Source organism: Comamonas sp. 4034 (assembly GCF_050434545.1).
Lineage (GTDB): Bacteria > Pseudomonadota > Gammaproteobacteria > Burkholderiales > Burkholderiaceae_C > Comamonas > Comamonas odontotermitis.
In genome coordinates, this window is record NZ_JBNDIT010000013.1 from 46,748 (window position 1) to 69,881 (window position 23,134).

Sequence of the window (23,134 nt, forward strand, 5' to 3'; positions counted from 1 at the left end):
CCCATCTGTCTCGGTGATCGATCTTCATAAAAGTTGCAACATACAACCTAAAAGTTGTATATTGCAACTATCTACAGGAGATCCGTATGACAGCAGACGCGACCTTGGTCAACGACATCCGCGCAGCATCGCGCTGCATGGTACGGGAATTGGGCTTCATGGCCAGCACACTGGCGGCCACCCAGTATTCTGCATCGGCAGTCCATGCCCTGCTGGAAATTGAGGCGCGCGGCAGCATCACGGCAGCGCAACTGGCGGAGTTTCTGGGGCTGGACAAATCCAGCGTGAGCCGGATGGTGGCCAAGCTCGTGAAGAACGGCGAAGTGAACGAGCAGCCCTGCACCGATGACGCACGCGCCAAGCAATTGCTGCTGACCGCACACGGCAGCCGCACGGTGGCCGATATCCACGCCTATGGCCAGATGCAGGTGCGCTCTGCCATGGCGCAACTCAACCCATCGCAGCAGCAGGCCGTCGCCCAGGGACTGTCGGCCTATGCCGGAGCACTGCAGACGCACCGGCTGGGCGCCAAGGCAGACCAGCCCACGGCAGGAACCAGCGCCATCACCGTGCACAGCGGCTACCGGCCGGGCGTGATCGGCCGCGTGGCGGAGATGCATGCGGCCTTCTATGCCCGGCATTGGGGCTTTGGCCAGTTCTTTGAAAGCAAGGTCGCCACCGGTGTTGCCGAATTTGCAGGGCGCCTCGCCGAGCCGGGCAACCAGATCTGGACTGCCGTGCAGAACGACCGCATCGTGGGCTCCGTTGCCATTGATGGCCAGGATCTGGGCGACAACCAGGCCCACCTGCGCTGGTTCATTCTCGACGACGGCTGCCGCGGCAGCGGCGTGGGCCGCCAGTTGATGGCGCAGGCCATGGCCTTTTGCGACCAGCGCGGCTTTGCCTCTACACAGCTATGGACGTTTCAGGGCCTGGATGCGGCGCGCAAGCTCTACGAATCCTTTGGCTTTGCGCTGGTACATGAGGAGGCTGGCCAGCAATGGGGCTCCAAGGTGGTGGAGCAGCAGTTCACCCGCCGCCTGCACGGGGCTTAGGCGGCACATGCAGTCTCGCCAGCCCGCGCTGTGGGCCGCAGCCACCACCGGCATGCTGGTGGGGGCGGCCATGGTGTCCACCAGCGCGGTATCGCCCGCAGCCTCGCCTGCCAGCCTCGCATTTCTGCGCTATGCCATTGGGCTGGCCATTCTGGCGGGCCCCGCCCTGCTGGCGGCCTGGCCCCGGTACCGCGCCCGCGATGCGCTGGCCATCGCCTTGCTGGGCGTGGCGCAGTTTGCGGTGCTGATCCTCTTGCTCAACCACGCGCTGGCACGCCTGCCCGCATCGACCTGCGCGCTGGTGTTTGCCACCATGCCGCTGTTCACCCTGTGCCTGGCGGCCCTCGCGGGGCGCGAATCCTTCAGCCTCCGCAAACTCGCTGGCGTGCTGCTGGCCGTGGGCGGGGTGGCGGTTTTGCTGCTGGGCTCGGGGCGCCACGCTGGCAGCGCCGGCACGCTGGATGGTTCTGGCATGGCGGCCCTGCTGGCAGCCACCCTGGTGGGGGCAGCCACCAGCATTCTGTACGGCCCCTATATGCGGCGGTATCCGGCGCTTCCCACCAGCAGCCTTGCCATGGGCGCAGCGGTGTTGTTTCTGGCGCTGTACTGCGCGCTGCAGGGCCAACCCCTGGTGCCGGTGTTTTCTGTGGTGCAATGGGGGCACGTGGTCTTCATCGGCCTGTCGAGCGGGCTGGGCTATTTTTGCCTGCTGTGGGCACTGGGCCGCCTCGATGCATCGCTCGTGATTGCATTCCAGACCCTGGGGCCCGTCACCGCCGCCGCGCTGGAGTTGGTTATGTACCAGCGCATGCCCTCGCCTGCCCTGCTGGCGGCCATGGCCCTGGTGATGGCAGGCCTGATCGCCACCACCAAGGGCGCCCGGCCATAAACAAAGGGCCCCGCACGCCAAGCCCCAGCGCCGGACTCTGGCACCATGCCCTTTTGTAGAATGCGGCCTTCAGCCCCTGGATATACACCATGCAACGCTGCACAACACCAACCCCACACACGACACGCCTGCGCCGCCACTCCGCCGCCATGGCAACGGCTCTCACCCTGGGCCTGGGATTGCTGGCCGCCGTGCCCGCTCAAGCCCAGACCGCTACCTTCGCCCCTGTGCAAGGCCAGGTTCGCGCCTTTCCTCCGCAGGCCCTGCGCGGCACCCTGGTGGTGAGCAGCGCCAGCCAGGCCACGGTCGATGGCAAGCAACTCCTGCTGGCTCCGGCATTCAAGCTCTACAACCCGCAAAACGCCACGATCCGCCCCGGCACCGTGCAGGGCCAGGAGCTGAACGTGAACTACGTGATCGAAAAAGCCTCGGGCCGCTTGCACGCTGCCTGGATCCTGAATGGCGCAGAAGCCCAGCTCAAGCGCGACCGGGCCGACAACAGCTTCTGGAGCAGCCTGTTCCGGTAAACAGGCCTCGGTAAAAACTACTCTTTTCATAGCTGCTGGCGCTTTCTGGATAAGCGCCAATGGCTGCTTTGACCATAGCCTCGCCTGCCGGGGCCGTGGCGCTATGGATTTGCACCATGTCTAAAAAAGTCTTCATCAAAACCTTTGGCTGCCAGATGAACGAGTACGACTCGGACAAGATGGCCGACGTACTGGGCGCCGCCCAGGGGTACGAACCCACCGACGACCCGGAGCAGGCTGACCTGATCCTGTTCAACACCTGCTCGGTGCGCGAGAAGGCGCAGGAGAAGGTGTTCAGCGACCTCGGCCGCGTCAAGCACCTCAAGGAAAAGGGTGTGCTCATTGGCGTGGGAGGCTGCGTGGCCAGCCAGGAAGGCAACGAGATCATCAAGCGCGCCCCCTATGTGGACGTGGTGTTCGGCCCGCAGACCCTGCACCGCCTGCCCGAGCTTTTGAACGCCCGCCAGGCCAAGGCCAAGCCGCAGGTTGACATCTCCTTCCCCGAGATCGAGAAGTTCGACCACCTGCCGCCCGCCCGGGTTGAAGGCGCATCGGCTTTTGTATCGATCATGGAAGGCTGCTCCAAGTACTGCAGCTACTGCGTGGTGCCCTATACGCGGGGCGAGGAAGTCAGCCGCCCCTTCGAGGACGTGCTGGTCGAGGTTGCGGGCCTGGCTGACCAGGGTGTGAAGGAGATCACGCTGCTGGGCCAGAACGTGAACGCCTACCTGGGCAAGATGGGCGATACGGCCGAGATCGCCGACTTTGCGCTGCTGCTCGAATACGTGTCGGAGATTCCCGGTATCGAGCGCATCCGCTACACCACGAGCCACCCCAATGAGTTCACGCCGCGCCTGATCGAAGCCTATGCCAAGCTGCCCAAGCTGGTCAGCCACCTGCACCTGCCCGTGCAGCACGGCTCGGACAAGATCCTGATGGCGATGAAGCGCGGCTATACCGCTATGGAATACAAGAGCACCATCCGCAAGCTGCGCGCCATCCGGCCCGATCTGGCCATGAGCAGCGACTTCATCGTGGGCTTCCCCGGCGAGACGGAGGAAGACTTCCAGAAGATGATGAAGCTCATCCACGATGTGCGCTTTGACAACAGCTTCAGCTTCATCTTCAGCCCACGCCCCGGCACCCCTGCAGCCAACCTGCCCGACGAGACGCCTTACGACGTGAAGCTGCGCCGCCTGCAGGAGCTGCAAGCCGTCATCAACAACAACATCAAGGAAATCAGCGAAGAACGCCTGGGCACGGTGCAGCGACTCCTGGTGGAAGGCAAATCCAAGCGCGACAACGGCGAGCTGATGGGCCGCACCGAATGCAACCGCGTGGTCAACTTCCCCGGCCAGGAACGCCTGATTGGCCAGATGGTCGATGTGAAGATCACCGAAGCCATGGCCTACACCTTGCGCGGCGAAGTGGTGATTGCGCAGTAAGGCGCTCCGCTACAGCATGACCCGAGCCGCCTGCACAGGCGGCTTTTTCATTGTTGCACTGCTTCGGATGGGCGCGTTTGCAGCGGGCTGGTGGCTCCGTGGCTCGATGACCATCGCCTCATGCACAGAAGAATCAACAATTTATTACAAATAACGAAAACAAGAATACTCATCTTTTAATAGCTACAAGCGCTCAATAGACAAGCGCGGCGACCGTCTTTCACCTCAAATCCAGCAGGCGCCCGGCGGTTACCCTGCCGGAAGCCGGGCCAGGGTCGGTAGCATGTGGGCTTCGCACAGAGAGACACTCCACAGAAAGCGAGCTTGCACCATGGCTTCCGTTGCCGATCCTTCCACCGCATTGCACGGCGATGCGCTCGATGCCTATCTCGACCATGTGGAAACCATTTTCGACAGCGATGACGACGAAGCCCAGCCGCTTGAATGGCCTGCGCGCCAGACGGCTGCCAGCGAGCGCCTGGGCCAGCAGGCCATGCAGCCCGACGACCTCGACCAGTTGCGACGCATCTACCGCCTGTGGTCGATGAGCGGCCAGCCTGCACGCGCCCTGGCCGCCGTGCAGCAGCACCAGGAGCGCCTGCTCGGCGACCTGAGCCACACCGCCCAGCGTGACGCCGCCGTCACCATGGGCATGATGCAGGCCGATGCGGCCGAAGACATCCGCGAACTGCCGCGCGAGCAGTACCACAGCGTGGTGCGCCATGCCATGCAGGCCGTAGACCAATGGGGCGCGCAAGGCGATCCCGACCGTGCCTGGGGCTTTCTCGCCCGCCATGCGCAGCAGGCCCAGGCTTTCGATCTGCAGGAGCAGATCTTCCGCAAACAGCACCAGTACAAAAGCCAGCAGGCCGAACGCGCGAGCTACCGCGCCTGGGACGACGCCGTCCTTGCCACCCGCCTGGGCGCCATCGAAGCGGCCAAAGGCAACCCCACATCGGCGCGCGATTTCGGCCACTACGCCTTCGCCAAGCTGCAGCAGCCTGGAGCCGGGCAGGACATCGACACCAACGACTGGCTGCGCCTGGCCGATGACATCATCTCCCTGGCGCCCGATACCGTGGCCTCCTACAGCGAATGGACCCTGGCGAGCCTGCCCGCCGATGCCTCACCCGGCACCCGACGCGACACCCTGGCCCAGCTGGCGCGCCTGCATGCGCACAGCCTGTACCGCCAGGGCCAGCTCGATGCCGCCATTGCCAAAGGCCTGGAAGGCCGCTTTGCGCTGGTGCAGGACAGCGACGACGCCATGAGCGCCAGCTTGATCGAGTGGCTGGTACAGGCGGGCCGTCTGCCCGAGGCCGCGCACATGGCGTTCGAAAGCGCACTGCACAGCCGTGGCACATCGCGCGAAGCAGGCTGCCGACAGGCACTCGCCCACCTGGGCGAATCGGCGGGCGCCCCCTACTGGGCCCTGACCCTGATGGCCGCCAGCTGCGAGGCCGAGCTGACAGAGTTTCTGCCCGAAGGCATGGAGCCCGAGCAGGCCTTTGCGCACTATGGCGCCATCGTGCAGCAGCAAACGCCCAACCATCCACTCTGGCGCCTGCTGCAAGGCAACCACCTGTTCGAAGCCGACCGCCATGCCGAAGCGCTGCCGTTGCTGGAAGCGCTGAGCGAGCTGCCCCAGTACGCCAATGGCGAGCTGACGTACCGGCTGTTCATCGCACGCGCGCGCAGCATGGGCCTGCAGGCGGCGCTGAAAACGCCCTACATCCGCACCGACGCAGGCAGTTGGAACTACGCCATGGGCGTGCGCATGGACGACGACTGGCCGCTGAAGGAAGCCCTGAACATTGCCGGCGACGCCCTGCCCAGCGACTGGCCCTATGACGAGCTGCTGCGCTGGACCAAGCACTACTACGAAGCCGGTCAGGCGCGTTTTGAGCACTGGTTTGCCACCGGCCAGGGCAGCTACAAGGATGGCGACATCCACGACTACTCGATGCTGTGCAACAACCTGGCCATCAAGTACCGCTACAACGACGAAAACTACGACGCTGCGCTGGCCCTGCACGCCAAGGGCATCGCCACCAGCCCGTTTGCCGAGCACTACAACGGCATCCTCTCCACCTACATCGATACCAACAACTACCCCCAGATCATCGCCGCGGGCGAGCAGCTGTGGCACTACAGCCGGGAAAATGGCTACAGCCGGCACAGCCCGTCCGACTACTTTCCCAAGGTGGCCTATGCGCTCTACCAGCAGAGCCGCAACGTGGAAAACAGCATCTGGCTGGAGCGCCTGGACGAATGGTGGAACGCGCTGGACGATGACGACCAGCGCGAGTCCCGCCACGACTACTTGAGCAGCCTGCTCAACCAGCTCGATTACTACTCGGACACCCATGGCGCCGAGGTGCTGCCGCGCCTGCAAGCCCTGCTGCCCGAGCTGCGCGAGCGCAAGAACGCCTATCTGCTGCGCCGGGCGGGCGATGCCATGCAGACATCTGGAACACGGCAGGAAGCCATGCAGATCTACCAGGACGCGCAGCGCTTTTCCGCAGACAGCCATCCCGACGAGCGCAAGCGTCTGGAAGACAGCATTGCCGAGCTGGCACCCAAGCTGGGAAAAGGCACGGGCAGCAGCGCCGCAGACAGCAGCAAGCCCTGGTGGAAGTTCTGGTAACGCCATGAGCCACCAGGCAACGTACCTGGCGCGCAACGTGGTCAACGCGCCCGAGATCAAGGTTCGCATTACCGAACGCAGCCAGCAACGGGGCGACAGCAACGAGATTGCCACCTGGCTGCAAAACCACTTCTACCGCTACGTGGTGGGCAACCTGCTGGCCCCGCCGCCTGCCGTGCAGCCCCTCTACACCACCGATGACCTGCAACAGCGCTACCGCAACGGCCCTCCCGCCTGGGCCATGGCCGTTGTGGCACGCGCTGCCGCCTCCCACAGGGATGGCGCCGAACCCGCGCTGTGGTGGATCAACCCCGAGAGCGATGCCATCCTGGCGCTGGAGACACGGCTGCTGGAATTTCTGCATTCGCGCGTGGGCACATCGCTGGAAGGCAAGCTCATGCGCATCAACTGCCCTCAGGCCCTGGAGCGCTGGGAGCAGGAGCACCGTGCGTTCGAAACCCGGCAACTGGCAGGTTGGCGCAGCCACAACCCGCAAGCGGTAACACCGCTGTGGCAAGGCAGCAATGGAGAGTTTGTCGAGCTGCTGCCCTCAGGCGCTGCCTTGCGCGAAGAAATGGCCTACGAGAGCCAGATGATGCGCCATTGCCTGGGCCAGTTTGCCAACCGTCGCCTGCTGACAGGCGGCTATGGTGAACACTACGCCGAAAGCTGCGAGCAAGGCCGCATGCGCATCTTCAGCTACCGCACCGGCCTGCAGCAGCCGCGCATCACCATCAGCGCCTGGGTACAGGACGATGGCCGACTGCGCATCGACCAGATCAAGGGCAAGCAGAATCGGCCACCGATCGACCGCTACCGCGCCGATGTACTCGGCTTTCTGAACCAGCTGCCGACCAGCGACGACACGCCCGACGATGCACTGGGCATGCGCCTGGTACGGGTGGCTTCCCGCTGGCATGAGGTCGAAGCGCTGACGCAGGAATCCGACCAGCTGCAACTGTGGCAGCGCCAACCCGGCTTGCTGCAGCACCTGCGCCAGCCCACGCCCCTGGTGCAATGGCTGGCCGCCGCACGCGACAGCAGCGTTCTGGCGGGCCATGCCATCAGCCCCGCACTGGCCTACGCCTTGCGGCAGGCGGGCAAGCCGGTGCCTGCAGCGAAGGTGACAACGCCATGATCCAGCTCACGATTCTGGTCGTGGCCATGTGGCTGGTGTGGAAGTGCATCCAGGCCTTCAGCCGCCAGTTTGGCAGCAGCGCGCCACGCAGCAGCAACCTGCAAAAAACCTACCAGTTGGCACCGGAGCACAACTGGGTCCTGGCGCTGGCGCACCCCATGGCCTTTCACGCCATCAAGGGCGGCTTTGCCGACAGCGACATGCCCGAGCCCACCGATGGCCTGGCCGCATCGCTGCGCCCCATGGCACTGCACGAATTTGGCCTGCGCACCGACCTGGACAACGCCAGCGTGCGCCAGCAACTGCCCGATCTGCTGCGCACGCGCTGGTGGTGCTTTGACCTCGACAAACTGCAGCCCGGCGACGACCCGCGTGCAGCCATGGCCTTTGCCTGCGCACGCATCAGCTTTTTTGTGCGTACCGCCGCCATGCTGGGCTGGCTGCCAGCCGACCAGCAGTGGCAGCTTTTGCAATTGAACGCTGCTCGCGCCCGCGACTGCTTTGCCAGCTGGCAGGATTTTGGCCAGGCCTATGTACAAGGCCGTGCGCAATGGGTAGCCAGGGGCCGGGCTGATGCCATGGGGCGGGCCATCAGCAGCGACGAGCTGCACCAGTGGCTGCTCGACCCTGCCCACCCGTGGTGCGCCTATGCCTGGCGCTGAAGCTGTGAGGGTGACCGCTCCGCGCTTGCCGGATGCAGCGGAAGACCTGCAGGCAGCGCTCTTGCGCTATTTCAGCGGTCCATGGTGCTTCACACGCACCATGCAGGGCCTGGATGCGCTCGCCATTGGGGAAGCCGAGGGCGAGGCCCTGTTTCAGCCGGGCGATGCCAACCAGCTGCACTACCAAGAGAGTGGACAGTTGCGCCTGGTGACCGGGGAGCGGCCGCTTTCCTTCACCCGGCGCTTCGACTACCGGATGGATGGCGACATCGTTCAGGTTGATTTTGCAGACGGCCTGCAGGCCGGGCAGCCCTACCAGCGTTACCGCTACGACCCACGCCAACGGGCGCTGACGCCGGTGCAAACCCACCTGTGCAATCTGGATCGCTACAACGGCCACTATGTCCTATTGGACGATACGCATTTCGACCTGCACACCCGCATCGAAGGGCCGCACAAGCACTACCTGCTGCATACGCGCTACCGCCGCTTGCTCCGCGGCGACGCGAGCCCAGCGAAGGCGTATTAGGGATAGTTTGCGGCCCGCCCCATTTGCCCTGACGCAACATTCAGTTCGTTATCGAATCGGCGGATTATCTGGGTGATCTACGCGGGTCCAAACATGGCCATCAAAATACGCCAGATCCTTGAAACCAAAGCTCCAAAGAATCCCATCCTTCGCTTCCAGAATATGGGTATCCTGCAGTTCAGGCTGCAAGCTGGTGAGGCAAGGCTCCATTTTCTTGATCTGCGGGTCGTAAACAAACAAACCCCTATTTGACGCGAGATACAGCTTGCCTTCAAATACTTCTGCGCTGGTGAGATTCTGGTTGTCATCAACGCTGGAGAGGTCGGTAAAGCCTGCGTGGGCATTGCCATATAGCAGCGTTCCGTTGTGCCCTACCAGGAATACTTCGCTGGCACTAATGACCTTGATGGCGTTGATGAACTCATCTGTTGGCAACTGCAACTGCCTCCAACGGCCATTGTGGTAATGCCAGCATTCATCGCCTACGGCATAGATATCGTTCTCGCTGCTGCCGTCGATATCCACAAAATCAATGGCATCATTTGCATCCAGCCAGCGGTCAAACTCTTCGCCATCGCCTTCAGGTGGATCGCTGATGGGCGCCTGCCGCATGGGGCCAGCAAAGTCGAGCCAGTTTCCGTCAAGCGCCTGCTGTACTCCAGGCTCAAACCGATAGACTTGCCTGGATTGACCGCAGACATACAAGGCATTACCAATGGCGCGAATGCGGTTGACATAGCCTAGGCCAAGCGCATCTTCGCGCATGACCCCAGCGTCGGGAATTTGGTAGATTTTATCGGGACTACCTCCTGGCGCATATAGACGAATTTGGCCTTCTCGAGAAAGTACGCAGCGTAATTCATGGGTGGACCAATAGGCCACACAAATAGTTACCCAATCGTAATTCTTGACTAACCACTTGCGTGTCAGCGGATCTTTACCACTATAAGCGCCGACAAAAGAAAAATCATAATCATTGATATCAATGGCATCAAGCGTTTCAGCAAGAAGACCGATGAATGCATTGATGAGCGCTCCAAATTGAAATGTTTTGGCCTTATCAATCGCCATAATTAAATATCTCCAGTAGGTCGATTAACAGCATCTTTAATGTCTTCGGTTACCCTCCCTGCATGCTTGACAGCCCGCAGAACCGCATCATTGTGCGCCTTGAACTGCTCATCCAGTTGCTTTTGAATATCGGCTCTGGAGCAACCTCCTTTTTTCGGGCCTCCAGTTGACTTTTCAATGGCGCGCGCTGAGATTTTCTTGGCCTGACCCAGGGTGATCGTGCCTGGTGTGCCCGTTGCAGTGCCTTCGCGTCCCACGCGCACTGCAGGCCGGTCCGTATGTTTGTGGGCCGTGTTATGTTCTTTGCCGCTGCCGTTTTCCAGGCAGATGGCAGGCCCCTCGTCCAGAGAAGGCATATCAGGAATGCGCTCCAGCCCGCCTCGCTTGCCCAGGCGCAGCATCCAATCGGGCACGACATGGTGCTTGTCATTTCCCGGCGGGCATTCAAGTTCGTTGTAAGGTACCAGTTCACAACGACGACCAGGCCGGCGCTTTGTTTTGCCTTTCACATAAGCGCCGCCACTCCCTCCTGCTGCTTTGACCTCGGCGGCTGCAGGAGGAGGGGCGGGTGGCGGGGGAGGTGGTGCCTTTGGGGCAGGAGCCGGAGCTGGCGTTTTGGCCGGAGGCGCTGGCTCTTCTGTCGGCTTTGCTGCCGGCTTTCCCCCGCGCCTGCTTCTACCTCGTCCCCCTCCCAAGACTATACCCACTACATCCAAGATTCCTGGCGCATGCTCACCCAGGGTCTTGGCCTTTTCCATCTCTTGTGCTTTTTCCAGTTCCCGCTCATAAAAATCAGGCGGGTAGTCCTTCTTTGGATTGCTTGGCGCGCTCTTGGGTGCTGGCTCGGTTTTGTTGACAACCTTACCGCGAGCATTTTCACCATGCGGTGGGTTGCCCTTTGCGGGATGTGTTTCTGCCTTGCTTGGAGGCTTGGGCGCTGGTGTGGGTGCCTTGGCGGACATTGATCATCCTCAAGGCTTCTTGGTATTCATGTGCATCTGATCACCAGTGCGCACCACGGGGTGCCCATTGACAAAAACGCCGGTACTGTGTTGCTTGCTGTGGCTAACCTTCATGTTCACACCAGTAATCACGCCGCCCCCCATGCCGGGCTCGTCCCCTCGCACGTTGTCCACATAGCTCATTCGGTGCAGGAACACCGGCTTTCCGTTGGCGAAGACATCGGCTGAACACTACTCGGATTGGCTCATTTCATGAGCAATGGGATAGGGCACAGGGTGGCCGCCTTTGCTTGGTGTCAGGCAAACATCGGGCACTATTCCGATCACAAGAAAGCGCGCGTCCTTGGCGGTGAGTTGTTCGTCAGCCATGTTGTTCTCCTGCTTTTTTGGGTGCAAGTCAGCCCAGTGGGCCAAGCTCTGCGGATGGAACGGAATCGTCCATGTGGCCTACAGGAGCCATGCGGGTCTCAAGCACAAGGGTAGTGTTTTGGGGCAGCTGATTGGGAACCGGCACAACCAATCGATAGGTGGCGTATAGCTGCAAAGTGGCAAGATCGATTACCAGGGTGTCTAGATCTACCAGGATGTCGCCCGGCCAACCCAGGGCTGGGGAGAGCCGCGCAAAGACAAACAATTGGTGCGGCGGCAGCCGAGCACTAAAGCGCTCCGGCCAGGCGTGGCTCAAGTTCGGCGGATAGAGGGCGATCAGGCTCAGTTTCGCGCCAGGCGTGGGATAGTCGATTTGCTGATCGGCTGGAGCGCAGTTCCAATAGCCGTAGTCGAAATCCATGGGAGGCAGTGGCCATTGCTTCTCACGCCATGCCTTGTCATAGGTTCCTGCCAAAACCCTGCGCGGCAACCAAGCGCGACCTAATGCTGTGAGACTGATAGGCGAATAGTTTTTCTGGCCGCGGTACGGCTGAGAGGCAGGCTCCAATTGGGGCGCCCGGGCCCCTCTTGCCTTGTCGAGACCATGCCCGACAGGATTACGTTCATCAACGTTATGGCCTGTGCCACTTGAACGATCTTTGTGACCACCATAAGCGTTTTGCCAATGGATGCGTGTTTGCGTCGTTGGTTGAGGCGTTCCTGGTAATCCCAGCATGTTATGGGCTCGAGGTCCAGTAACTAGCAGCTCTTTATGCCAATGTTGATCTTGTCCGTTTTCATCGCGCCAATCAATTGCGATCCCACATCGCCAGCTTGAACCGGGCTTACCTTCTGGCGGTCGGCTGACAGCATTGGCAACGAGCACATCGCATTTGGGCTTATAAGGAGCAAAGTCGCTTTCCCACAGCGGCGAGCTTTCATTGGGTTCCCCATCCCAGACATCAGACATTGCCAGTGGGGATTGTTCTGCCGCATAGCTGAGATAACCGCTGCCCCACAGGTGTTGCAGGTCATAAGTAATGCGCGTAGCAATCACATGGAACGCTCGCCCATACTGGTCTACCGTCTGGAAATACTGGCTAGGAAACGGTGTGTGGTTGATGTGCTTGACGGGTGCAACTTCTGGGATGCTGCGACCCGCGCTTGAGGGCTTTTCCATGCTGCAGCCCTTAAATTCAAGTCATAGACCCAGCCGTCGATGAAATCTTCACTGTGGATGAACGATATTCCAGTTGTTCGCCCAGCGAGCTGCGGGCGACAAAGGTGCGGCTTGACATGTTCGGCTCTGGCTTTTGGGTGGATGTGTGTTGGTATGGGGCTCGATAATAGGGATGGGTAGCCAAAAATCATTGCCCGATTGTCGGAAGACGCTGATTAGACACACCGCATGCAAGCGATTGAGATTTCTCAATACAAAGAAGTAAAAAGCATGCTGAACGCCTACCAGCATTGGCACAGACGGGACACAAGTTCACCAAGCCGTACCGACCACGGATTAGCAAAGCAAAGCGCTTCCAATCCGCGCTTCGCGAGTGGACATAGGGCTGGACCTTCCAAAGCCTAATCGAGTAAGCCGATGCCTTGGCCAATTGGCAGCATCACTACAACTGGCTTCGCCCGCACAATGCCATTGGCCATATCACACCAATGTGCCGACTCCAATTTAAAAACAACCTATTGATAGTTCACAGCTAGACACTAAACACCGTCCGGGCCTCGGTAAAGCGCTTGGCAAAGTAGGGGTTGGTCATGCTGACCGTTCGGACCACGCCACCGCTCGATGGCGCGTGCACGAACTGGTTGCTGCCCGCATAGATGCCCATGTGCGAATAGCGCCCGCCCAGGGTGTTGAAGAAAACGAAATCGCCGCGTTGCAGATCGCTGCGGTCAATCGGCGCGCTCACCCCCGCCCACTGCGATGTGGTGCGGGGCAGCTTGCGGGTGGTGATGCCAGCCATCGCATACTGGATCAGGCCGCTGCAGTCAAAGCCGCCCTCAGGGGTGTTGCCGCCGTAGGTGTAGGGGGTATTGACCACCATCATCACTCGCGCATACAGGGTGTCGCGCAACTCGCCGCTCAGGCCCAGGTTGATGGGCACCACACCGCCATCCGGAGCGCCCGCCGGCCTGCGGCGCGTTGGATCTGCCGACGCCTGCGAGCCATTGGATGCCGGTCTGGAGGCGCAACCTGCCAGCAGCACTGCCGCCGGCACCCCGAGCAGCAGCATGCGCCGACGCATGGCAGCGGACGCAGAAGCGGGCTCATCCTCTGGTTTCAAAGTGCGGAATGCAGTGACGAAGTGCATCGTATTCATGAAGCATATTATTCACTGTTTTTCGCAAGCTTGTGAATCATATTGATTTTTGCCAAATCAATAGGCATCAACGAAGACCTTTACCCCTCCGTCAAATGTCTGGCAATGCGCCAATGGCCGACTATTGAGGTTTTTTAGAACTAGCGGTCTACAATTTGGGTTGCGATCCCAGTAAAAACAAGCATCCTTCATTGAAAGGACAACCCATGGTGCAATTCTCCAGGCGCCAGTTCATGAAAGTGACTGGCTCTACCCTGGCAGGATCCAGCCTGGCCGTGATGGGCTTCTCGCCCGCCACCGCTTTGGCCGAAGTCCGCCAGTACAAACTGGTCGGCAGCACGGTGACACGCCAGACGTGTACCTACTGTTCTGTCGGCTGCGGTATTTTGATGTACTCCCTTGGCGACGGTGGCAAGAATGCCAAGCTGTCGATCATGCACGTCGAAGGTGATCCGGACCATCCGGTCAACCGCGGCACGCTGTGCCCCAAGGGTGCATCGCTGCTCGACATCGTCAAGAGCCCCAACCGCCTGCTCTACCCCGAATACCGTGCGCCCGGCTCCAACGAGTGGAAGCGCCTGTCGTGGGACGAGGCGCTGACCCGCATCACCAAGCTGATCAAGGAGGACCGCGACGCGAACTTCCTGGAGAAGACCGATGACGGTCTGACGGTGAACCGCTGGACAACGACCGGCATGCTGGCCGCATCGGCTGCCAGCAACGAAGCTGGATACATCACCTACAAAGTGGCCCGCTCATGGGGCATGTTGGCGTTCGATAACCAAGCCCGTGTCTGACACGGCCCGACGGTGGCAGGTCTTGCCCCGACGTTTGGCCGTGGAGCGATGACGAACCATTGGGTCGACATCAAGAACGCGGACGTTATTTTGATCATGGGCGGCAATGCCGCTGAAGCCCACCCCTGCGGCTTCAAATGGGTGACCGAGGCGAAGGAGCATAACAAGGCTCACTTCATGGTGGTCGACCCGCGCTTCAACCGTTCGGCTTCGGTGGCGGATTTCTACGCCCCTATCCGCTCAGGTTCGGACATTGTTTTCCTCGGCGGTGTGATCAACTACCTGCTGACGAACGACAAGATCCACCACGAGTACGTGCGCAATTACACGGACTTCACCTTCATCGTGCGTGAGGATTTCGCGTTTGACGAAGGCATCTTCTCGGGCTACAACCCCGAAAAGCGCACCTACGACAAGGCCAGCTGGGATTACGAGCTGGGCGAGGACGGCTACGTCAAGACCGACCCGAGCCTGCAGCACCCGCGTTGCGTCTACCAGTGGCTCAAACGCCATTACGCCAGCTACACGCCTGAGAAGGTGGAGAGCGCCTGCGGCACGCCCAAGGACAAGTTCCTGCACGTGTGCGAAAAGCTCGCATCCACCGCACAGGCTGGCCGCGCTGCGACCATCCTGTACGCCCTCGGCTGGACACAGCACTCGATCGGCGCGCAGATTCTGCGTACCGGCGCCATGGTGCAGTTGCTGCTGGGCAATATCGGTGTTGCAGGCGGCGGCATGAACGCGCTGCGCGGCCACTCCAACATCCAGGGCCTGACCGACCTGGGTCTGCTGTCCAACGCACTGCCTGGCTACCTAACCCTGGCGAACCAGGGCGAGCAGGACTACCAGAAGTACATCGAAGCACGCACGCAAAAGCCTTTGCGCGCCAACCAGATAAGCTACTGGCAGAACTACCCCAAGTTCCACGTCAGCCTGATGAAGGCCTTGTGGGGCCCTGCGGCCACCAAGGACAACAACTGGGCCTATGACTACCTGCCCAAGCTCGACAAGCAGTACGACATGCTGCAGATCTTCGAGCTGATGAACGAAGGCAAGGTCAACGGCTACATCGCCCAGGGCTTCAACCCGCTGGCGGCGTTGTCGAACAAGGACCGCACCCGTGCGGGCCTGGCCAAGCTGAAGTTCCTGGTCATCATGGATCCGCTGGCCACCGAGACTTCGGAGTTCTGGAAGAACTACGGCGAGTACAACGACATCGACACAGCATCGGTACAGACCGAGGTGTTCCGCCTGCCCACCACCTGCTTCGCAGAAGAGGATGGCGCGGTCGTGAGTTCGTCGCGTGTGCTGCAGTGGCACTGGAAGGCGTCGGAGCCTCCTGGAGAAGCCAAGACCGACGTCGCCATCATGTCGGCCCTGCACCTGCGCATGAAGGCTGCCTACCAGAAGGACGGCGGCAAGTTCCCCGACCCGATCGTCAACCTGTGGTGGCCCTACGCCCAGCCAGCCCATCCGTCTTCGGAAGAGCTGGCCAAGGAGTACAACGGCCGCGCACTGGCCGACCTGACCGATGCCGATGGCAAAGTGCTGCGCCCTGCAGGCCAGCAGCTGTCGGGCTTTGGCGAGCTGCGTGACGACGGCACCACCATGAGCGGCTGCTGGATTTACACCGGCTGCTGGACGGAAGCGGGCAACCAGATGGGCCGCCGCGACAACAGCGACCCCACCGGTATCGGTAACACGCTGAACTGGGCCTGGGCCTGGCCGGCCAACCGCCGGGTGCTGTACAACCGAGCGTCTGCCGACCTGGAAGGCAAGCCTTTCAACCCCAACCGCATGCTGGTCAAATGGAACGGCAAGGCCTGGGGTGGCGCGGATGTGCCCGACTATGGCGTGGCGATCAAGCCGGAGGCCGGTACCGGCCCGTTCATCATGAACCCCGAAGGGGTGGCGCGCTTCTTTGCGCGCAAGGGCATGAACGAAGGACCGTTCCCGACGCACTACGAGGCGTTCGACAATCCGCTGGGCTACAACCCGATGTACCCGAAGAACGACAAGGCCGTCAGCAACCCGGCAGCCCGTGTCTTCCCGGCCATCTGGGAAACCTTCGGCAAGGCTTCGGAGTTCCCGCACGTGGGCACCACGTACCGCCTGACCGAGCACTTCCACTACTGGACCAAGCATGCGTTGCTGAACTCCATCATCCAGCCAGAGCAGTTCGTCGAGATCGGCGAGGCGCTGGCCAAGGAGATCGGCATCACCACCGGCTCCATGGTGAAGGTCAGCTCCAAGCGCGGCTACATCAAGGCAGCGGCAGTGGTTACCAAGCGCATCAAGCCCATGCAGATTGAAGGCAAGACGGTGCACCACGTGGGTATTCCCATCCACTGGGGCTTCAAGGGCCTGACCAAGCCGGGCTTCCTGGCCAATACCCTCACCCCATTCGTGGGCGACGGTAACAGCAACACGCCCGAGTTCAAGACCTTCCTGGTGAAGGTCGAGAAGGTCTAAGGAGCAGCGATGTCATCTCTACAATCATTGGATATCAAGCGCCGCTCCGCTACCACCACCCCATCGCCCAGCGTGCGCGACGCGCATGGCGGCGAGGTGGCCAAGCTGATCGATGTCTCCAAGTGCATCGGCTGCAAGGCCTGCCAGACCGCCTGCATGGAGTGGAACGATCTGCGTGACGACGTAGGCACCGCTGCGGCCGGGGTGTATGACAACCCGACCGACCTGAGCGCCAACTCGTGGACCGTGATGCGGTTCTCCGAATACGAGAACGAGGCCACTGGCAATCTGGAATGGCTGATCCGCAAGGACGGCTGCATGCACTGCGAAGACCCAGGTTGCCTGAAGGCCTGCCCTTCGCCCGGCGCGATCGTGCAATACGCCAACGGCATCGTGGATTTTCAGGAGGAAAACTGCGTGGGCTGCGGCTACTGCGTCACCGGCTGCCCATTCAACATTCCCCGCATCTCGCAAAAGGACCACAAGGCCTACAAGTGCACGCTGTGCTCTGACCGCGTTGCGGTGGGCCAGGAGCCAGCCTGCGTCAAGACCTGCCCCACGGGCGCCATCATGTTCGGCACCAAGCAGGGCATGCAGGAGCGCGCCGACGAGCGGATCGCCGACCTGAAGGAACGCGGTTTTGCCAAGGCTGGCCTGTACGATCCGCAAGGCGTGGGCGGCACGCATGTGATGTATGTGCTGCACCATGCAGACCAGCCATCGCTCTACCACGGCCTGCCCGATGATCCCAAGATCAGCCCTATGGTCAGCCTGTGGAAAGGCGTGGCCAAGCCGCTGGCACTGGCCGCATTGGGCGCCGCAGCAGTCGGCAGCTTCTTCCACTACATCACCAAGGGCCCGCTTGAAGTGCCCGAGGAGCTGGAGGAGGAAGAGGCCCGCAAGGCCGATGCCGACAACCACAAGGAGGCAGGACGATGAGCCGCACCAACCGAGACATCCAGCGCTACAGCGCTGCGGAGCGTGCCAACCACTGGGTTGTTGCCATCAGCTTTGTGCTGCTGGCGCTGTCCGGTCTGGCGTTCTTCCACCCGTCGTTCTTCTTCATGACGAACCTGTTCGGCGGCGGGCCCTGGACGCGCATTCTGCACCCCTACATCGGCCTGGTCATGGCCTTTGGCTTCCTGCTGATGTTCTTCCGCTTCTGGCAGTTGAACATCATCAAGGAGCGCGATGTGGAGTGGCTCAAGAATGTGCCGGCCCTCGTCAAGGGTGAGCACGACAAGATTCCGCCCGCTGAAAAGTACAACGGCGGCCAGAAGGTGCTGTTCTGGATGCTGGTGCTGTGCATGCTCGGCCTCGTCGTCACCGGCGTGCTGATGTGGCGTGCCTGGTGGAATCTGCCTGTGAACGTGGTGCGTGCAGCCAGCCTGATCCATGCCATCTCGGCTTTCGGCCTGATCGGACTCATCATTGCACACATCTACGCTGCCATCTGGACCAAGGGCACCATCCGCGCCATGACACGCGGTACCGTGACCCGCGCCTGGGCCCGGTTCCACCACCCGCTGTGGTACCGCCGCATGACGGGCGAGAAGGACTGAGCCAGCCCTTGCCCGCAGAGGCTTTGGCCTCGCCCCGGCCCTTCAAAGACGCCGATAGCCCTACCAGGTCTATCGGCGTTGATACTTGAGAAAATCCCCGTATGCAACGCATTCTTCAACCCGGCGAGATCGAGTCGCTGGACCACACCAGCTTTCCGCGCGTGCTGCTGCCCGATACCAGCAGCCTGTTTCTGGAACGCGCCAATCGCATCCGCCAGCTGGCCGAAGGCAACCCGATTGCCGACTACCTGAACTTCATCGCCAGTCTGGTGCAGGCCCAGCACCGCGCCGTGCAGGACTTGCGTGTGGCAGAGCCCGATGCAGCGGCCATTGCACAGGCGCAGGAATTTTCGTCGCCACTGCTGCCGGCCGCAGACCATCTCGACCCCGTCTGGCACCAGGTGTTGGATGGCATGCTGGCCGATCTCTCCGGCGCAGGCGGGCTGCCCGCGCCACTGCAACCACTGATTGCAGAGCTGCAGACAACAAGTGCCGAGGAGCGCAACGCCCTGGCAAAGCGCCTGCTCACCAAGGAATTGGCTGCACGCGATGTGGGTATGGCCCCCTTTGCCATGGCCGCGCTGCAGGTGGTGTTTGCCCGCCGCGCAAGCCAGTTGCGGGCCGGCGACGTGCCCTACACCGATCCCGCCACCATCTGCCCCGTATGCGCCGCCGAGCCGGTGGCCAGCGTGGTGCGCATTGGCGGCAAGATGGCCGGTCACCGTTATCTGCACTGCGGCTGCTGCAGCACCGAATGGCATATGGTGCGCGTCAAGTGCTCGCACTGCGAATCGACCAAAGGCATTCACTACCAGGGCCTGGAAGGTGGCAAGGATGTGGTGCTCGCCGAAACCTGTGACGCGTGCGGCAGCTACCGCAAGATCGTCAACCAGGAAAAGGACCCGTTGGCCGAGCCGCTGGCCGATGATCTGGCCAGCCTGATGCTCGATCTGCTGATGAGCGAAGAGACCCGGTTCCAGCGCGCCAGCGGCAACCCGTTGCTGTTTGTTGCCGTGGCGGAACCCCAGGCGGACGACAACGCTTCCGTGCCCGACCTGCACTGACGGCGGCCCGCCGGCTGCTGGCGGCAAGGCGCAATGATGCGCGCCGTGCCACCATGCCATACTAGAACGATGGTTGCTTACCCGCACCATCGTTTTTCGTTTTTAGACGTTTCACCCATGCGCACTGCCTCTCACCTGCCCTCCGTCGACAAGTTGCTGCAGCATCCCCGTACTGCCGGGCTGCTTGCGCACTATGGCAAAACGCAATGCACCGATGCCATTCGCGCAGCGCTTGCAGACGCTCGCGCCCAGTGGTTGGCAGCCAAGGACAACCAGACCGCGCCCAGTGCCGACGCCCTGCTGGATGCTGCCGAGCATGCGCTGCAGCGGCTGTTTGCCCCTCGCCTGCGGGCCGTCTACAACCTGACCGGAACCGTGTTGCACACCAACCTGGGCCGCGCACTGCTGCCGCAGGAGGCCATCGACGCCGTGGTGCAGGCGCTGGCCACACCCAGCAACCTGGAATATGACCTGGCCGATGGGGGCCGCGGCGACCGCGACGATCTGGTAGAGGACCTGATCTGCCGCCTGACCGGTGCGGAAGCCGCCACCATCGTCAACAACAACGCAGCGGCGGTGCTGCTGGTGCTGTCCACACTGGCATCGAACAGGGAGGTTATCGTCTCCCGCGGTGAACTGGTGGAGATTGGCGGCGCCTTCCGTATCCCCGATGTGATGACGCGCGCGGGCGCCACCCTGGTCGAAGTCGGCACCACCAACCGCACACATGAAAAGGACTATGCCGAAGCCATCTCCGGCCAGACGGCGGCGCTGATGAAGGTGCATTGCAGCAACTACGCCATCTCGGGGTTCACCAAGTCCGTTTCGGATGCCGCCGTGGCGAATATTGCGCACACCCACGAGTTACCAATGATCGTGGACCTGGGCAGTGGCACCTTGGTCGACATGCGTGCCTGGAGCCTTCCCTACGAGGTGACGGTGCGAGAAACCGTCGAAGCCGGCGCCGACATCGTCACCTTCAGCGGCGACAAATTGCTGGGCGGCCCACAGGCGGGCATCATCGTCGGCAAGAAGGCACTGATTGCACAGATCAAGAAGAACCCGCTCAAACGTGCATTGCGCGTAGGCAAGCTGACGCTGGCCGCGCTGGAGCCCACCCTGCGCCTGTACCTGCACCCCGAGCAATTGGCCCTTCGCCTCACCACCTTGCGCCTGTTCACCCGCGCTGCATCCGACATGCAGCAGCAGGCCGAAGTTCTGCAAGCCCCTGTGCAAACCGCGCTGGGCACCGCGTATGTGGTGGAGCCAGCTGCCATGTCCAGCCAGATCGGCAGCGGCGCGCTGCCTGTGGAAAGCCTGCCCAGCCATGGCCTGGTGATCCGCTCCGCAGACCCCAGGCGCGCCGGCCAGTTGCTGCAGCAGCTCGAAGCTGCGCTTCGTCGGCTGCCGCGCCCGGTCATTGGCCGCCTGCGCCAGGATGCCCTGTGGCTGGATCTGCGCTGCCTTGAAGCCACAGACCAGGCCGCGTTCATCCACAACTGGAAGAAACTTATTCTGGCGCCCGTCTGAAAATCGCCAAGAGCTATAAAAAACAGAGCATTTCCAAATGATCATTGGAACCGCAGGCCATATTGACCATGGCAAAACCACCCTGGTACGCGCCTTGACGGGCGTGGAAACCGACCGCCTCAAGGAAGAGAAGGCGCGCGGTATCTCCATCGAGCTGGGTTATGCCTACGCCCCCCTGGCCAATGGTGATGTACTGGGCATCATCGATGTGCCAGGGCATGAGAAGTTCATTCACACCATGGCCGCAGGCGCCGTGGGCATCGACCACGCGCTCCTGGTGGTGGCGGCCGATGACGGCGTGATGCCGCAGACACGCGAACATCTGGAAATTTTGCAGCTGCTGGGTGTCCGCCAAGGCACTGTCGCGCTCACCAAGGTTGATCGCGTAGCACCCGAGCGCATAGCGATCGTAAAGGATGAGATACGCGCGCTTCTCGCAGGTGGCCCTCTCGCCAATGCCCCTGTTTTCGAGACTGCGGCTGCACTGCCGGGCGACCAGGGCGTGCATGCGCTGCGCCAGCACCTGCACACCGTTGCACAGGCCATGCCCCAGCGCGCGCAGCAAGGCCTGTTTCGCCTGGCCGTCGACCGCGTGTTCAGCCTGGCAGGACAGGGGACCGTGGTCACGGGTACGGTTTTCAATGGCAGTGCTGCCGTGGGCGACAGCCTGGTGCATTCGGCCACTGGAAAGACAGTGCGGGTGCGCAGCATCCACGCGCAGAACCGGGCGAGCAACCAGGGCGTGGCCGGACAGCGCTGTGCGCTCAACCTTGCAGGCATTGCCAAGGAAGATATCGCGCGCGGCGACTGGCTGCTGGATGCACGCCTGCTGCACACCACCCAACGTATCGACGTGCGACTGCAGTTGCTGGCCGGTGCGCCAGCGCTCAAACCCTGGGCGCCCGTGCATGTGCACCTGGGCACCATGCACTGCACCGGCCATGTGGCCCTGCTGCAAGACGGCGAACTGCCGCCTGGAGCCGAATGCCTGGCCCAGCTGGTGCTGGATGCACCGGCCGTTGTACAACCGGGTGATCGCATCATCCTCCGCAATGCCCAGGCCAGCCGCACCATTGCAGGGGCCACGGTACTGGACCCGTATGCGCCAGCGCGCAAGCGCCGCAGTGAAGCACGGCTGACGTTCCTTGCAGCACTGGAGCACTGGGTCACAAGCCATGACACTGCGCCACTGTTGGCCGAGGCCTCTTATGGCATCGCACGATCCCAGTTGGTGCGGCTAACAGGCCTGGCGCAGCCGCCGGTCCCCGCCCAAGCCATCGTACTTCCCACCACGGATGGCGATGCGCTCTTGCTGAGCAATGGGGCTTGGCTGACGCTGCAGACCCAGGTGCTTGAGGCCCTGGAACGTTTTCACAGCGTGGCGCCCGATGAGCCCGGCATCAACGCTGCGCGCCTTCGCCGCATGGCATTGCCCAGCCTGCAGCATGGCATGCACGACGCGCTCTACACCAGCCTCATTGAGGCTTTGCTGCAGGCACAGCACATCAGCACCACCGGTGCATGGCTGCATCTGCCAGGCCACAGCGTGCAGTTGAGCAATGCTGAACAGGCCTTGGCCGAGCGCCTGCTGCCCGCCATTGGCGCTGGCCGTTTCGATCCGCCCTGGATTCGCGATCTCGCGCGGGACCACGGCAGTGGCGAGGAAATGGTACGCCAACTGCTCAAGAAATTGGCCCGGCAAGGCTTGGTGTTTCAGGTTGTCAAGGATCTCTTTTATGCAGCCGAGCAAACCGATGCTCTGGCCGCATTGGTCGCCGATCTGGCCTTGCAGGCCGAGCGGGGCGCGGTGGAGGCTGCGGCCTTTCGAGATGCAACAGGCCTCGGGCGCAAGCGCGCCATCCAGATCCTCGAGTTCTTCGACCGCGTGGGCTACACCCGCCGTGTGCGCGACGCCCACATGCTGCGCCCCGGTGTGCGCTGGCAAGCCAGTCAGCCATGACACGTCTGCGAGGGGCGCAGGCGACTAGGAGGAAGTGCTCACCAGACACTTCGTTTGCGCTTCGGCGCGCAGCATGCCACGCCTGACTCCATTTTGAGGGGCATGATCCACTCCGGCTC

General features: G+C 61.9%; 20 protein-coding genes and 1 pseudogene. 15 read left to right on the forward strand and 6 right to left on the reverse strand.

Going from position 1 to position 23,134, the window contains the following annotated elements; all coding sequences use genetic code 11:
• Positions 1–86: 86 nt before the first annotated feature.
• The 8 genes from ABIE32_RS14595 to ABIE32_RS14630 all read left to right on the forward strand — a co-directional run bounded on the left by ABIE32_RS14595 (position 87) and on the right by ABIE32_RS14630 (position 8,892).
• The gene (locus tag ABIE32_RS14595; protein WP_429017243.1) at positions 87–1,055 is read left to right on the forward strand and encodes a bifunctional helix-turn-helix transcriptional regulator/GNAT family N-acetyltransferase; all 969 of its coding nucleotides are present in this window, start codon (positions 87–89) and stop codon (positions 1,053–1,055) included.
• Positions 1,056–1,062: 7 nt separating this feature from the next.
• A complete protein-coding gene (locus ABIE32_RS14600) occupies positions 1,063–1,944 on the forward strand; it encodes a DMT family transporter (protein WP_429017245.1) in 882 nt (293 codons plus the stop codon).
• A gap of 89 nt (positions 1,945–2,033) precedes the next feature.
• The gene (locus tag ABIE32_RS14605) at positions 2,034–2,471 is read left to right on the forward strand and encodes a hypothetical protein (protein WP_224151324.1); all 438 of its coding nucleotides are present in this window, start codon (positions 2,034–2,036) and stop codon (positions 2,469–2,471) included.
• 116 nt (positions 2,472–2,587) lie between these two features.
• Positions 2,588–3,916, forward strand: coding sequence for a tRNA (N6-isopentenyl adenosine(37)-C2)-methylthiotransferase MiaB (gene miaB, locus ABIE32_RS14610; RefSeq protein ID WP_377779371.1), 1,329 nt, complete (start codon positions 2,588–2,590; stop codon positions 3,914–3,916).
• A 331-nt stretch (positions 3,917–4,247) separates the two neighbouring features.
• Positions 4,248–6,563 carry a hypothetical protein gene (locus ABIE32_RS14615; protein WP_429017248.1) on the forward strand — a complete coding sequence of 772 codons (2,316 nt, stop codon included), beginning with the start codon at positions 4,248–4,250 and terminating at the stop codon, positions 6,561–6,563.
• Positions 6,564–6,567: 4 nt separating this feature from the next.
• The gene (locus tag ABIE32_RS14620; RefSeq protein WP_429017251.1) at positions 6,568–7,701 is read left to right on the forward strand and encodes a hypothetical protein; all 1,134 of its coding nucleotides are present in this window, start codon (positions 6,568–6,570) and stop codon (positions 7,699–7,701) included.
• Positions 7,698–8,363 carry a DUF1266 domain-containing protein gene (locus tag ABIE32_RS14625; RefSeq protein ID WP_429017254.1) on the forward strand — a complete coding sequence of 222 codons (666 nt, stop codon included), beginning with the start codon at positions 7,698–7,700 and terminating at the stop codon, positions 8,361–8,363. The genes ABIE32_RS14620 and ABIE32_RS14625 overlap by 4 nt, the downstream gene beginning before the upstream one ends.
• A 10-nt stretch (positions 8,364–8,373) precedes the next feature.
• A complete protein-coding gene (locus tag ABIE32_RS14630; RefSeq protein ID WP_429017257.1) occupies positions 8,374–8,892 on the forward strand; it encodes a DUF6314 family protein in 519 nt (172 codons plus the stop codon).
• A gap of 48 nt (positions 8,893–8,940) precedes the next feature.
• Here ABIE32_RS14630 and ABIE32_RS14635 read toward each other — a convergent pair whose 3' ends face one another.
• From ABIE32_RS14635 to ABIE32_RS14655, 5 genes and pseudogenes are all read right to left on the reverse strand, one after another.
• A complete protein-coding gene (locus ABIE32_RS14635) occupies positions 8,941–9,963 on the reverse strand; it encodes a hypothetical protein (protein ID WP_429017260.1) in 1,023 nt (340 codons plus the stop codon).
• A 2-nt stretch (positions 9,964–9,965) separates the two neighbouring features.
• Positions 9,966–10,925, reverse strand: a complete 960-nt coding sequence (locus ABIE32_RS14640) for a hypothetical protein (RefSeq protein ID WP_429017263.1) — start codon at positions 10,923–10,925, stop codon at positions 9,966–9,968.
• A 9-nt stretch (positions 10,926–10,934) separates the two neighbouring features.
• A pseudogene (locus ABIE32_RS14645) lies at positions 10,935–11,141 on the reverse strand (PAAR-like domain-containing protein); the annotation flags it as partial.
• A 15-nt stretch (positions 11,142–11,156) separates the two neighbouring features.
• A complete protein-coding gene (locus ABIE32_RS14650) occupies positions 11,157–11,294 on the reverse strand; it encodes a hypothetical protein (RefSeq protein ID WP_429017265.1) in 138 nt (45 codons plus the stop codon).
• A gap of 28 nt (positions 11,295–11,322) precedes the next feature.
• Positions 11,323–12,474: a DUF2169 family type VI secretion system accessory protein gene (locus ABIE32_RS14655; protein ID WP_429017267.1), complete on the reverse strand. Its 1,152-nt coding sequence runs from the start codon at positions 12,472–12,474 to the stop codon at positions 11,323–11,325.
• 422 nt (positions 12,475–12,896) lie between these two features.
• Here ABIE32_RS14655 and ABIE32_RS14660 point away from each other — a divergent pair, with 422 nt between their 5' ends.
• Positions 12,897–13,010, forward strand: a complete 114-nt coding sequence (locus ABIE32_RS14660) for a hypothetical protein (protein ID WP_429017270.1) — start codon at positions 12,897–12,899, stop codon at positions 13,008–13,010.
• On the opposite strand, the gene ABIE32_RS14665 is transcribed toward ABIE32_RS14660, so the two are convergent.
• The gene (locus tag ABIE32_RS14665; protein WP_429017273.1) at positions 13,007–13,630 is read right to left on the reverse strand and encodes a C40 family peptidase; all 624 of its coding nucleotides are present in this window, start codon (positions 13,628–13,630) and stop codon (positions 13,007–13,009) included. The genes ABIE32_RS14660 and ABIE32_RS14665 overlap by 4 nt on opposite strands.
• Positions 13,631–13,836: 206 nt before the next feature.
• Here ABIE32_RS14665 and fdnG point away from each other — a divergent pair, with 206 nt between their 5' ends.
• The 6 genes from fdnG (at position 13,837) to selB (ending at position 23,015) form a co-directional block, all read left to right on the forward strand.
• On the forward strand, positions 13,837–16,899 hold the full coding sequence (gene fdnG, locus ABIE32_RS14670) for a formate dehydrogenase-N subunit alpha (RefSeq protein ID WP_429017276.1): 3,063 nt from the start codon (positions 13,837–13,839) through the stop codon (positions 16,897–16,899).
• A gap of 9 nt (positions 16,900–16,908) precedes the next feature.
• The gene (gene fdxH, locus ABIE32_RS14675; RefSeq protein WP_224151316.1) at positions 16,909–17,838 is read left to right on the forward strand and encodes a formate dehydrogenase subunit beta; all 930 of its coding nucleotides are present in this window, start codon (positions 16,909–16,911) and stop codon (positions 17,836–17,838) included.
• Positions 17,835–18,461, forward strand: coding sequence for a formate dehydrogenase subunit gamma (locus ABIE32_RS14680; RefSeq protein ID WP_224151315.1), 627 nt, complete (start codon positions 17,835–17,837; stop codon positions 18,459–18,461). Before fdxH ends, ABIE32_RS14680 begins: the two co-directional genes overlap by 4 nt.
• 101 nt (positions 18,462–18,562) lie before the next feature.
• Positions 18,563–19,525, forward strand: coding sequence for a formate dehydrogenase accessory protein FdhE (gene fdhE / locus ABIE32_RS14685; RefSeq protein ID WP_429017279.1), 963 nt, complete (start codon positions 18,563–18,565; stop codon positions 19,523–19,525).
• A gap of 117 nt (positions 19,526–19,642) precedes the next feature.
• Positions 19,643–21,055, forward strand: coding sequence for an L-seryl-tRNA(Sec) selenium transferase (gene selA / locus ABIE32_RS14690; protein ID WP_429017282.1), 1,413 nt, complete (start codon positions 19,643–19,645; stop codon positions 21,053–21,055).
• Positions 21,056–21,092: 37 nt separating this feature from the next.
• Complete coding sequence (gene selB, locus ABIE32_RS14695; protein ID WP_429017285.1) at positions 21,093–23,015, forward strand: selenocysteine-specific translation elongation factor; 1,923 nt, start codon at positions 21,093–21,095, stop codon at positions 23,013–23,015.
• Positions 23,016–23,134: the final 119 nt, after the last annotated feature.

Excerpts from the sequence above, each read along its gene's own strand:
- ABIE32_RS14595 (WP_429017243.1), top strand. The coding sequence starts at position 87 with ATGACAGCAGACGCGACCTTGGTCAACGACATCCGCGCAGCATCGCGC.
- ABIE32_RS14600 (WP_429017245.1), top strand. The coding sequence starts at position 1,063 with ATGCAGTCTCGCCAGCCCGCGCTGTGGGCCGCAGCCACCACCGGCATG.
- ABIE32_RS14605 (WP_224151324.1), top strand. The coding sequence starts at position 2,034 with ATGCAACGCTGCACAACACCAACCCCACACACGACACGCCTGCGCCGC.
- miaB (WP_377779371.1), top strand. The coding sequence starts at position 2,588 with ATGTCTAAAAAAGTCTTCATCAAAACCTTTGGCTGCCAGATGAACGAG.
- ABIE32_RS14615 (WP_429017248.1), top strand. The coding sequence starts at position 4,248 with ATGGCTTCCGTTGCCGATCCTTCCACCGCATTGCACGGCGATGCGCTC.
- ABIE32_RS14620 (WP_429017251.1), top strand. The coding sequence starts at position 6,568 with ATGAGCCACCAGGCAACGTACCTGGCGCGCAACGTGGTCAACGCGCCC.
- ABIE32_RS14625 (WP_429017254.1), top strand. The coding sequence starts at position 7,698 with ATGATCCAGCTCACGATTCTGGTCGTGGCCATGTGGCTGGTGTGGAAG.
- ABIE32_RS14635 (WP_429017260.1), bottom strand. The coding sequence starts at position 9,963 with ATGGCGATTGATAAGGCCAAAACATTTCAATTTGGAGCGCTCATCAAT.
- ABIE32_RS14640 (WP_429017263.1), bottom strand. The coding sequence starts at position 10,925 with ATGTCCGCCAAGGCACCCACACCAGCGCCCAAGCCTCCAAGCAAGGCA.
- ABIE32_RS14650 (WP_429017265.1), bottom strand. The coding sequence starts at position 11,294 with ATGGCTGACGAACAACTCACCGCCAAGGACGCGCGCTTTCTTGTGATC.
- ABIE32_RS14655 (WP_429017267.1), bottom strand. The coding sequence starts at position 12,474 with ATGGAAAAGCCCTCAAGCGCGGGTCGCAGCATCCCAGAAGTTGCACCC.
- ABIE32_RS14665 (WP_429017273.1), bottom strand. The coding sequence starts at position 13,630 with ATGAATACGATGCACTTCGTCACTGCATTCCGCACTTTGAAACCAGAG.
- fdxH (WP_224151316.1), top strand. The coding sequence starts at position 16,909 with ATGTCATCTCTACAATCATTGGATATCAAGCGCCGCTCCGCTACCACC.
- ABIE32_RS14680 (WP_224151315.1), top strand. The coding sequence starts at position 17,835 with ATGAGCCGCACCAACCGAGACATCCAGCGCTACAGCGCTGCGGAGCGT.
- fdhE (WP_429017279.1), top strand. The coding sequence starts at position 18,563 with ATGCAACGCATTCTTCAACCCGGCGAGATCGAGTCGCTGGACCACACC.
- selA (WP_429017282.1), top strand. The coding sequence starts at position 19,643 with ATGCGCACTGCCTCTCACCTGCCCTCCGTCGACAAGTTGCTGCAGCAT.
- selB (WP_429017285.1), top strand. The coding sequence starts at position 21,093 with ATGATCATTGGAACCGCAGGCCATATTGACCATGGCAAAACCACCCTG.